This window comes from Enterobacter sp. 120016, from assembly GCF_018383635.1.
Classification (GTDB): Bacteria; Pseudomonadota; Gammaproteobacteria; order Enterobacterales; family Enterobacteriaceae; genus Enterobacter; species Enterobacter asburiae_D.
Window position 1 is genome coordinate 33,719 of the sequence record NZ_JAHAWC010000026.1, and the last position, 10,358, is coordinate 44,076.

9 protein-coding genes are annotated in these 10,358 nt (G+C 57.3%); 7 read left to right on the plus strand and 2 right to left on the minus strand.

The genetic code is table 11. From position 1 onward, the window contains the following. Window positions 1–249 precede the first annotated feature (249 nt). Complete coding sequence (ompX, locus tag KIF87_RS22115) at window positions 250–768, plus strand: outer membrane protein OmpX (RefSeq protein WP_023310884.1); 519 nt, start codon at window positions 250–252, stop codon at window positions 766–768. A gap of 157 nt (window positions 769–925) precedes the next feature. On the opposite strand, the gene KIF87_RS22120 is transcribed toward ompX, so the two are convergent. Together KIF87_RS22120 and mntS are read right to left on the minus strand one after the other, a co-directional pair. Continuing rightward, complete coding sequence (locus tag KIF87_RS22120; protein WP_213330709.1) at window positions 926–2,509, minus strand: phosphoethanolamine transferase; 1,584 nt, start codon at window positions 2,507–2,509, stop codon at window positions 926–928. 283 nt (window positions 2,510–2,792) lie between these two features. Further along, window positions 2,793–2,921, minus strand: coding sequence for a manganase accumulation protein MntS (mntS, locus tag KIF87_RS22125; protein WP_014831181.1), 129 nt, complete (start codon window positions 2,919–2,921; stop codon window positions 2,793–2,795). A 183-nt stretch (window positions 2,922–3,104) separates the two neighbouring features. Here mntS and mntR point away from each other — a divergent pair, with 183 nt between their 5' ends. From mntR to KIF87_RS22155, 6 genes are all read left to right on the plus strand, one after another. Further along, on the plus strand, window positions 3,105–3,578 hold the full coding sequence (mntR, locus tag KIF87_RS22130) for a manganese-binding transcriptional regulator MntR (RefSeq protein WP_045355726.1): 474 nt from the start codon (window positions 3,105–3,107) through the stop codon (window positions 3,576–3,578). Then, window positions 3,575–4,684 (plus strand): anion transporter, encoded by a 1,110-nt coding sequence (locus tag KIF87_RS22135; protein ID WP_213330711.1) that lies wholly within the window; start codon window positions 3,575–3,577, stop codon window positions 4,682–4,684. Before mntR ends, KIF87_RS22135 begins: the two co-directional genes overlap by 4 nt. A 101-nt stretch (window positions 4,685–4,785) precedes the next feature. Further along, window positions 4,786–5,880 (plus strand): HlyD family secretion protein, encoded by a 1,095-nt coding sequence (locus KIF87_RS22140; protein WP_213330713.1) that lies wholly within the window; start codon window positions 4,786–4,788, stop codon window positions 5,878–5,880. After that, entirely contained in the window at window positions 5,877–7,448 is a 1,572-nt protein-coding gene (locus KIF87_RS22145; RefSeq protein WP_213330715.1) for a DHA2 family efflux MFS transporter permease subunit, read from the plus strand. Before KIF87_RS22140 ends, KIF87_RS22145 begins: the two co-directional genes overlap by 4 nt. Beyond that, the gene (locus tag KIF87_RS22150; RefSeq protein WP_159513706.1) at window positions 7,448–8,971 is read left to right on the plus strand and encodes an efflux transporter outer membrane subunit; all 1,524 of its coding nucleotides are present in this window, start codon (window positions 7,448–7,450) and stop codon (window positions 8,969–8,971) included. The genes KIF87_RS22145 and KIF87_RS22150 overlap by 1 nt, the downstream gene beginning before the upstream one ends. Before the next feature lie 102 nt (window positions 8,972–9,073). Continuing rightward, window positions 9,074–10,114, plus strand: coding sequence for an aldo/keto reductase (locus KIF87_RS22155; protein ID WP_121425381.1), 1,041 nt, complete (start codon window positions 9,074–9,076; stop codon window positions 10,112–10,114). The last annotated feature ends 244 nt before the right edge of the window (window positions 10,115–10,358 follow it).

Sequence of the window (10,358 nt, forward strand, 5' to 3'; positions counted from 1 at the left end):
AAATGGTTAAGCGCTGGTGGATTTATCGCCTGATAGATTAGGAATAATCTGGATGAATGTAACGGCGCGTACGCGCACTATGCGCATTTAGTAGTGAAAATTGCATGTGATTTGAAAGAGATAGCTGACGCTGGAAACGTTCTGTTACAGGAAAGGTTTCATTAGACATCACGAATCACAAAGAGTTTCGCAAATTTTTTTGATATATTTAAAACTTACGGACTTACTTGAAGCACATTTGAGGTGGTTATGAAAAAAATTGCATGTCTTTCAGCACTGGCCGCTGTACTGGCTGTTTCCGCAGGTACCGCTGTAGCTGCTACTTCTACTGTTACTGGTGGTTACGCTCAGAGCGACTATCAGGGCGTGATGAACAAAGCTAACGGTTTCAACCTGAAGTATCGCTACGAGCAGGATAACAACCCACTGGGCGTGATCGGTTCTTTCACCTACACCGAGAAAGATCGTTCTGAAAACGGCGCATACAACAAAGGCCAGTACTACGGCATCACCGCTGGTCCAGCTTACCGTCTGAATGACTGGGCGAGCATCTACGGTGTTGTAGGTGTTGGCTACGGTAAATTCCAGCAGACTGAAAACCAGAGCGAAAGCCGCACTGCAAGCAACAGCGACTACGGTTTCTCCTATGGCGCAGGCCTGCAGTTCAACCCAATCCAGGACGTTGCTCTGGACTTCTCCTATGAGCAGAGCCGTATCCGCAACGTTGACGTTGGCACCTGGATCGCGGGCGTAGGTTACCGCTTCTAATCACTCCGGTGATTAAATAAAAAATCCGCCCAATGTGGCGGATTTTTTTTTGAAGGTAAAAGCAAAACGGCAACCCCAGGTTGCCGTTTTTAGTGTTTGTTCCCTCTCCCCGTGGGAGAGGGCTAGGGTGAGGGCATCAGTCCGCACGAGACGGCAATTACTTACTCTTAATATCAAAAATATCCGTACCCAGATGGTTGTAGTCAACTTTCTGTAACTTGAAGTTGGTAACGTACACTGGGGGAGCTTTCTTGTTAGAGACAAACGGGTAAGCCGTTTTTATCTGCTCGGCCTTAATCCCCGTCCACTGCGAGAAGAACTGCAGGAAATCATTTGCCGAACGACGCGCTTTAATAACGCGATGCGTTTTATCATCACTCGACAGCACCATAAACGGCACCTGGAAGTTCTGCTGGAACTTGTCATCGTGTGCCAGGTACTGCACCTCTTTACCACGCTCTTTAAACGCCAGCCCGTGATCCGAGAAATAGACCATGGAGAAGCTGTCGCCCGTATTGCGTAGCTGATCGTACAGCTTGCTCAGCAGGTCGTCGGTTTGCGTCATGGTGTAGAGATAGCAAGACGTCTCTTTGGACTGCACGAACTCCGCGTACTTCCCGCCGGTCCGATCGCAGGCCTGCGGGTGCGACCCCATCAGGTGCAGGACGATCAGCTGAGGCTGGGTGCGCGGCGTGGCGAAGACCTGTGCCGTCATTTTCAACAGCGCTTCGTCTTTGGTGTTTTTGTCGGCTTCAAAGTCGCCGTTCTTCAGGAACTGCACTTCGTCGGCACGTTTGGCGATACTGGCGATGGCCGTATCGTATTCGCCAATTTGCCCCTGATTGGAGAACCACCAGGTCTGATAACCCGCGCGGTTTGCCAGGGTGACAAAATTATCCTGATACTGAGGTTTGCCGTCGACGACGCGGTTAAGCGTCAGGCCGAGCGATTTCTGCGTCGAGCCGCTGGCCGCGACATAATCGGTAAACAGCGTGCCTTTGACCGAATTGGCAAACGGTGTGTTATCCCAGTGTCCGCCGAAGGCTCCCATTGCATCGCGACGTGCACTTTCGCCAATCACCACCACATAGGTGTGATATTTCGGCTTAACGGCCAGTACGTTCCAGGTGTCTTTCATATTGGAAAGCTCAGCCATGCGCGCCTGTTCGTCGAGAACCTCTTTATTATTTACAACGACGTCTTTCACGAAGCGGAAAACCGGATAGCCGATATTGATGAGCCTTAGCTTACCGTCCCAGGGAATATTCTGGATGGGGGCGACAAACGCCACGGCAATGCTGAACACCAGACAGAGTATTTCGATCTTACCCCAGGATTTTTTATCGCCCGACTGACGGCGGATGGCGATAACGCCCAGCGCGAAAATAAAGAGCCCGACCACGTAGCTGTACCACGGGAAGATCGTCAGGATCTCCGTCGACTCTTCCATATTGGTCGAGTGCAGCGCCAGCAGGGTATTAAAGTTTGGCGCGCCGTAAGCCTGACCAAACGGGAAATAGAGTGCAGCAACCAGCGAACAGATCCCGATTAACGCCTTTTGCACGCGCGGTGCGGATCGCCACAGCACATGCAGAACGCAGGTGAACGCCACCGCGTAGAGCAGACTAAAGGGATAACCCAGCGCAAAGTTAATCAGTAATGACTGCAAAAAGTAAAAACCCGTCCACGGGCTTAAGGCCCGGCTGCGGGTCACAACGGTATCTATCAGGGTTACATTCATAGGTCACTATCATGGATGAAAACGCCATGTGCTCACCCTGGCGTCAAGGGTCATAACCTGCCTGACAGTGCGTGGAGAGGGAATGAGGGTCCGCTTCAGCGAGCCGCAAATTGTGCAGGGCTGCAAGAAGATAGTGCGAGCGCTAAATAATATCAACAGTTGCTAAGCAGATGTTTTGCGAAGGGGACTGCAAATCCGTAAAAAAGATCGGGAATAAGGCGGCTGGGAGCCAGTTTACAGCGAGATTGTGACGGGAAAATGAAGCGGCGTACCGCAACGCCGCTTAGTGGGAAGGTTTGTCGTCCTGATGCGGTTTGTTGTTAAACATATCGCACAGCATGTTCAACAGCATTAAGCGCACTTTAAAAGGAGAGTGGGTAAACACGGTCATGCACCTCTTGAATTCGTTCATAAGACCTCCTGAGTTTTGATCCCTTCGATCCGTGAAGGGTGACTGCATTACATACAGATATAGCACAGGCTATATTGTATAGCTATGGCTATTTCGTTAATTTTTTGTGCTTGCGGAGCTATGGTTTACAATGTGCGCTCTCCAAACCGGGCGCTGGAAGCGTCACCCCACTGAGGAAGTACAATGAACCGTCGCGCAGGTCATCCGACAATAAGGAAAACGACGCAACTGGTGAATGTTGAAGAACATGTCGAAGGTTTTCGCCAGGTCCGTGAAGCGCACCGGCGTGAACTGATTGATGATTATGTTGAACTCATTTCCGATCTGATCCGTGAGGTTGGTGAAGCGCGCCAGGTCGATATGGCCGCCAGGCTGGGGGTTTCACAGCCAACTGTCGCTAAAATGTTAAAACGCCTGGCCTCCGTGGGCTTAATTGAAATGATCCCATGGCGCGGTGTTTTTCTGACGCCGGAAGGGGAGAAGCTCGCGCAGGAGAGCCGCGAGCGTCATCAGCTCGTCGAGAATTTTTTACTGGTGCTGGGCGTCAGCCCGGAGATCGCCCGCCGGGATGCGGAAGGAATGGAACACCACGTTAGCGAAGAGACGCTGGTGAAGTTTCGTGAATTTACGCTTAAATATGGTCCCTCCGCTGAATGAAAATCCCTGGACTGCAGGCCCTGGCACGCGATCGTTTCTTCCATCTCTTATTAATTATTGGCGCAGCGTTAAGCCTCTTTGTGCCGTTTGCCCCACGGGCCTGGCCCGCCGCGATTGACTGGCGCACCATCATTACCCTGAGCGGCCTGATGATGCTCACCAAAGGGGTCGAGCTGAGCGGCTATTTTGACGTCCTGGGACGTAAAATGGTGCGCCGCTTTGCCACCGAACGCAGGCTGTCCCTGTTTATGGTGTTCTCCGCCGCGGTGCTGTCGACGTTTCTGACCAACGATGTGGCGCTGTTTATCATCGTGCCCCTCACGCTCACGCTGCGTAAACTGTGCGAGATCCCGGTCAGCCGCTTGATCATCTTTGAAGCGCTGGCCGTCAATGCCGGCTCGCTTCTGACGCCAATCGGCAACCCGCAAAATATCCTTCTCTGGGGACGGTCCGGTCTGTCGTTCGCCGCCTTTACCTGGCAGATGACCCCTCTGGCGCTGGTGATGATGCTGTCGCTGATGGCGGTGTGCTGGTTTGCGTTTCCGGATAAAAAGCTGCAGTACCACAGCGGCACAACGGGCCCGCAGTGGCAGCCTCGTCTGGTGTGGAGCTGTCTCGGGTTATACATCGTCTTTCTGTTCGCGCTGGAGCTGAAGTATGAGCTGGCGGGCGTCCTGCTCGTTGCCGCGGGCTTTGTCGTCCTGGCGCGTCGCGTGCTGGTGAGCGTGGACTGGACGCTGCTGCTGGTCTTTATGGCGATGTTTATTGATGTGCATCTCCTTATCCAGCTTCCGGTGCTGCAAAACGTACTGCACAGCGTCAGCACGCTTTCTCAGTCGGGACTGTGGCTGACGGCGATTGGCCTGTCTCAGTTTATCAGCAACGTGCCGTCCACCATTCTGCTGCTCAACTATGTTCCGCCCGATACGCTCCTGGCCTGGGCGGTGAACATCGGCGGGTTTGGGCTGCTGCCCGGTTCGCTGGCAAACCTGATTGCCCTGCGCATGGCAAACGACCGTCGTATCTGGTGGCGTTTCCACGTCTGGTCGATTCCGATGCTGGTTTGGGCCGCGGCGATCGGTTTCGGAATATTCCTTCTCATATAGTGCGCAATTTGTCAGTTTTTCCTGGCAAACGTATAGCAACGTCCTAGCTTTAGTGAACGGCATAGTGTGATGCCGCTCACTGACAGGACCGTTGCTGACCTATGGCTGAAGATCAAAACCCGCCTGCTGACGAGCAGGAAAAAAACAATAATGAGCGTAAGCGCCCGGGCAAGAAACCGTTAATTATCCTCGGCATTGTCGTGGTGGTAATGGTCGTCGTGGCGCTGGTGTGGTGGTTTTTAACCCGTAACGAAGAGACGACCGACGACGCCTTTACCGACGGCGACGTGGTGACGATTGCCCCCAAGACGGCGGGCTACGTCACCGAGCTGCGCGTGCGCGATAACCAGCGCGTGAAAAAGGGCGATCTGCTGGTGGTTATCGATCCGCGTGATACCACGGCCCAACGCGATCAGGCTCAGGCGCAGCTTGGGCTGGCGCTTGCTCAGCTGCATCAGGCGCAGGCGCAGCTGGCGCTCTCGAAGGTGCAATATCCCGCCCAGCGTGACGAAGCCAAAGCGCAGGTGCTGAAAGCGCAGGCCGATATGGCAAACGCGCAGGCGGAGTACCGCCGTCAGCGCGGCGTTGACCCGCGTGCGACCACCCAGCAAAGCATTGATTCCGTGAACGCTCAGCTGCGTAGCGCACAAGCCGGACTGGCCAGCGCCCAGGCGCAGCTGGAAGTGGCGGAGCAGGTACAGCTGCAGATTCGCCAGCAGGAAACCAACGTTGAAGCGCGCGAGCGTCAGGTCGATCAGGCTAAAGCGCAGCTGGAAACCGCCAACCTTAACCTCTCTTACACCGAAGTCCGCGCCCCGTTCGACGGCGTTGTCACCAAACGCAACGTGCAGCCCGGCACGCTGGTGCAGGCGGGAACGGCGCTGTTCTCGCTGGTTTCCCCGAACGTGTGGGTGGTTGCGAACTTTAAAGAGTCGCAGCTTGAGCGCATGAAGCCGGGCGATAAGGTCACCGTGTCCGTCGACGCGTGGCCGGATATGGAGCTTGAGGGCCACGTAGACAGTATTCAGCAGGGCAGCGGCTCACGCTTCTCCGCCTTCCCGGCAGAAAATGCCACCGGTAACTTCGTCAAAATTGTGCAGCGCGTGCCGGTCAAAATCGTGATTGATAAAGGCCTCGATCCGAACAAACCGCTGCCGCTGGGGCTGTCGGTTGCACCGAAGGTGACGGTGGAATGACGGATCACAGCCACGACAGCTGGAAACCCGCCAGTAATCCGTGGGCGGTGGCGATTGTCGTCACCCTGGCGGTGTTTATGGAAATTCTGGACACCACCATCGTCAACGTGGCGCTGCCGCACGTGGCAGGCTCGCTGTCGTCCAGCTATGACGAATCCACCTGGGTGTTAACCAGCTATCTGGTGGCGAACGGTATCGTGCTGCCCATCTCGGCGTTTCTGAGCCGGGTGTTCGGGCGCAAGCAGTTCTTCCTGATCTGCATCGTAATGTTCACCGTCTGCTCGTTCCTGTGCGGGATCGCCACCGAGCTGTGGCAGATCATCCTGTTCCGCGTGATGCAGGGCTTCTTTGGCGGCGGGCTGCAGCCCACGCAGCAGTCGGTGCTGCTCGACTACTTCAAACCCGAAGACAGGGGCAAAGCGTTTGGTCTGTCCTCCATTGCGATTATCGTTGCGCCGGTCCTCGGCCCGACGCTGGGCGGCTGGATCACCGATAACTACTCGTGGCGCTGGGTGTTCTTTATCAACATTCCGGTGGGGATTGTGACGGTGCTGGCGATCTACCAGCTGCTGGAAGATCCGCCGTGGGAGAGCAAATCGAAAGAGAAGCTGAGCATCGACTGGACGGGGATCGGCCTGATCGCGCTGGGTCTGGGCTGTCTGCAGGTGATGCTCGACAGGGGGGAAGATGAGGACTGGTTTAACTCGAACTTTACCCGCACTTTCGCGGTATTAACGCTGATCGGCATCATTGGTGCGATTTACTGGCTGATGTATGCCAAAAAGCCGGTGGTTGACCTTCATTGCATGAAGGATCGAAATTTTACCGTCTCCAGCCTGCTGATGGCGGGGATGGCGATGATTTTGTACGGCAGCTCGGTGGTGATCCCGCAGCTGGCGCAGCAGGACCTGGGCTATACCGCCACCTGGTCCGGGCTGGTGCTGTCGCCCGGGGCGGTGCTGATCGTATTAACTATCCCGCTGGTGCTGAAGCTGATGCCGGTGGTGCAGACGCGCTGGATTATTGCCTTTGGCTTTACCTGTCTGGCGGTGTCGTTCTTCTGGTCGCGCACGCTCACGCCGGATATCGACTTCGAAACCCTGGTGCTGTTCCGCAGCGCCCAGTCGATTGGGCTGGGGTTCCTGTTTGTGCCGCTGACTACCATTGCCTTTATTTCGATTCCGAGGCGGCTCAACGCCGATGCGGCAGCGCTGTTCACCATGTTCCGTAACGTCGCGGGATCGATTGGCATATCGCTCTCGACGGCGGCCATCACCGAACGCGCGCAGGCGCACAGCGCCCATCTGGCGTACCACGCCTCGCCGTTTAACGAGCAGTTCCAGCTGGCGATACGCGAAGGCGCGCAGGCGATCCAGAACTTCACCACCCAGGTGGGCGATCCCACCGGCATCGCCACCGGGCGCATGTACCAGACGATGATTGAGCAGTCGCGCATCCTGGCCTACATCGACGTCTTTACCATCCTGAGCGTGGTGGCCTTGTTACTGATTCCGTTTTGTTTGTTGCTCTCGCCGGTTAAGAGCGAGGGGAGTGCAGGAGCACATTGATGATACACAGACGTTTACACCCTCTGATGATAATGATGCTGCTGGCGGGCTGCGCCGTCGGGCCTGACTACCAGCAGCCCGCACCGCCCGCCGTTACGCACTGGAACGATAAGGGCGACAGCGCGGTGAAGTCGCAAACCACCTCAGCCGCGACCAACCCGCGCTGGTGGAAAACCTTCGGCTCACCGCAGCTCGACAGCCTGGTTGAACGCGCCATCGCCGGAAACCTGACGCTGCAGCAGACGGTGCTGCGCATCGCCGGGGCGCGTGAACAGATTAATCAGGCGGGCGGGGCGTTTTATCCGTCGGTGAACGGCAATCTGCAGGCGACGCGCCAGCAGCTTGGGCTGGAAGGGGAGCTGAAATCCCACGGCGTGTACGACCAGGTGGATAGCATCGATCCCAATCTGAAAGGCGCGCTGGGGCCGCTGACGCAGCCGGTTAACCTCTACCAGGGCAGCTTCGACGCCCAGTGGGAAATCGACCTGTGGGGCAAGGTGCGTCGTCAGGTGGAAGCCGCCGAAGCGCAGCAGAAAGCGGCTATCGAGCAGCGTAACGACGCGCTGGTGTCGCTGGAAGCCGAAGTGGCGCGCGCGTGGCTACAGCTGCGCGGGGCGCAGAGCATTATCGCCACGCTGAACACCCAGATTAAAAGCGCGCAGCAGACGCTGGATCTGACCGAAAGTCGCCAGCGGGGCGGGCTGTCGCCGCAGATGGATGTGGAAAACGCCCGGGCGCAGTTAGGCAACCTTGAAGCACAGCTTCCGCAATATCAGGCGCAGGAGCGGCAGGCGATGAACGGTCTGGCGATCCTGCTCGGCAAGCCGCCGGGGGCGCTGGATGCGGAATTGCAGAGCGTGCAGCCGATGCCTGCCCTGCCGGATATTGTGCAAACGGGCATTCCGTCCACGCTGGCGCGCCGCCGTCCGGACGTGCGCGAAGCGGAGGCGAACCTCCACGCCGCGACGGCGCAAATCGGCGTCTCGGTGGCGGAGCTGTTCCCGAGCTTTACGCTCTCCGGGCAGTTTGGCCTGCGCAACAGCGAAACCAACTGGCTGACCGACTGGAGCAGCCACTTCTACAGCTTCGGCCCGCAGGTCTCTATTCCCATCTTCCAGGGCGGTCGACTGGTCTCCAGCGTGAAGGTGGCGCGCGCGCAGCAGGGGGCGGCGGTGCTGGACTATCGCCAGACGGTGCTGACCGCGCTCGGCGATGTCGAAAACGCGCTGGTGAGCTATCGCACCGACCAGCAGCGTGAAGCGGGTCTCGCAAAAACGATCGACGCCCTGCAAAACGCCTTTGACCTGGCAAGCGACAGCTATCGACAGGGGATTGCCAGCTTTATCGACGTGCTGGACGCTCAGCGTCAGCTGGCGCAGGCCCAGCAGCAGCGCGCACAGGCGCAGGTGCAGAGCGCGCTCGATCTGGTGGCGCTCTACAAGGCGCTCGGCGGCGGCTGGGAGCCGTATCAGCAGGTGCAGTTACCGGACTACAGCGTCTTTGGCGACGCCCCGCGCGGATAAATTCAGAGGATTGGGCAAGAAACGGACAGGAACACCACATTCGCGATGGCTGAGGGGCGGGTATAACTATCGGGTACCCAATCGACATGCGAGGAATAACTTATGCGTTATCAAAAACTGGGCAACACCGGTCTGTTTGTTTCTGAACTGTGCCTCGGCACCATGACCTTCGGCGGTGAGGGCGGCATGTGGGGCAAGATTGGCCAGCTCCAGCAAAGTGAAGCCGAGCAGCTGGTGGGCCGCGCGCTGGATGCCGGGATCAACTTTATCGACACCGCGGACGTTTACTCTGAAGGGCGCTCGGAGGAGATCACCGGTCAGGCGCTGAAAAACCTTAAAATCCCGCGCGAGAACGTGGTGGTCGCCACGAAAGTGTTCGGCGAAACGGGAACGGCAGGGGTGAACTCGCGCGGCAGCTCGCGCTATCACATCGTCAGCAGCGTGAAGGAGAGCCTGCGCCGCCTGCAGCTCGATCATATCGATCTCTACCAGCTTCACGGCTTCGACCCCGCAACGCCGATTGAAGAGACGCTCTACGCGCTGGATAACCTGGTGCAGCACGGCCACGTGCGCTACATCGGCGTCTCGAACTGGGCGGCGTGGCAGATTGCCAAAGCGCTCGGTATCTCTGAACGTCTTGGGCTGGCGCGTTTCGCGTCGTTGCAGGCGTATTACACCATTGCCGGGCGCGATCTGGAGCGCGAGCTGGTGCCGATGATGCAGAGCGAAGGCGTCGGGCTGATGGTCTGGAGCCCGCTGGCGGGCGGCCTGCTGAGCGGAAAATATGGCCGCGACGGGCAGAGTGAAGCCGGTGGTCGCCGCCTGGAGTTCGACTTCCCGCCGGTGAATAAAGATCGCGCCTTCGACTGCGTGGACGTAATGCGCACTATCGCCGAAAGCAAGGGCGTCTCCGTCGCGCAAATCGCGCTGGCCTGGCTGCTGCATCAAAAAGCCGTGACCAGCGTGATTATTGGTGCGAAACGCGTCGATCAGCTGGACGACAATATCGCCGCGACCGGGATCCGCTTAAGCGAAGACGAGCTTAAGCAGCTTGATGCGGTGAGCGCGCTGCCGCGCGAGTATCCCGGCTGGATGCTGGAGCGGCAGGGGGAGTATCGCCGTAATCAGCTTGCACAACAGTAACCTTCCTTGCCCTGGGAGTGCATAGCGATTTACTGGATAGCGAGTTTTGCGATTTTACCGTCCCTGGTCCTGATGGCCAGGGGCGTCTCTTCTGTGGGGCTGGCTTATCTGTGTGGCCGCAGGACAGCAGAAAGAGGCAGGTCAGTACTGCGGTGAATCTCCTTTTCATTGGTTTTCCTTACCACTGTCCGTACGGGTAGGTTTTGCCTTTGATAAACTCCGGCGTTTCTCCGTAATAAGCATA

What these genes read in the sequence shown, in the direction of transcription:
- ompX (WP_023310884.1), top strand. Translation starts at nt 250, where the DNA reads ATGAAAAAAATTGCATGTCTTTCAGCACTGGCCGCTGTACTGGCTGTT.
- KIF87_RS22120 (WP_213330709.1), bottom strand. Translation starts at nt 2,509, where the DNA reads ATGAATGTAACCCTGATAGATACCGTTGTGACCCGCAGCCGGGCCTTA.
- mntS (WP_014831181.1), bottom strand. Translation starts at nt 2,921, where the DNA reads ATGAACGAATTCAAGAGGTGCATGACCGTGTTTACCCACTCTCCTTTT.
- mntR (WP_045355726.1), top strand. Translation starts at nt 3,105, where the DNA reads ATGAACCGTCGCGCAGGTCATCCGACAATAAGGAAAACGACGCAACTG.
- KIF87_RS22135 (WP_213330711.1), top strand. Translation starts at nt 3,575, where the DNA reads ATGAAAATCCCTGGACTGCAGGCCCTGGCACGCGATCGTTTCTTCCAT.
- KIF87_RS22140 (WP_213330713.1), top strand. Translation starts at nt 4,786, where the DNA reads ATGGCTGAAGATCAAAACCCGCCTGCTGACGAGCAGGAAAAAAACAAT.
- KIF87_RS22145 (WP_213330715.1), top strand. Translation starts at nt 5,877, where the DNA reads ATGACGGATCACAGCCACGACAGCTGGAAACCCGCCAGTAATCCGTGG.
- KIF87_RS22150 (WP_159513706.1), top strand. Translation starts at nt 7,448, where the DNA reads ATGATACACAGACGTTTACACCCTCTGATGATAATGATGCTGCTGGCG.
- KIF87_RS22155 (WP_121425381.1), top strand. Translation starts at nt 9,074, where the DNA reads ATGCGTTATCAAAAACTGGGCAACACCGGTCTGTTTGTTTCTGAACTG.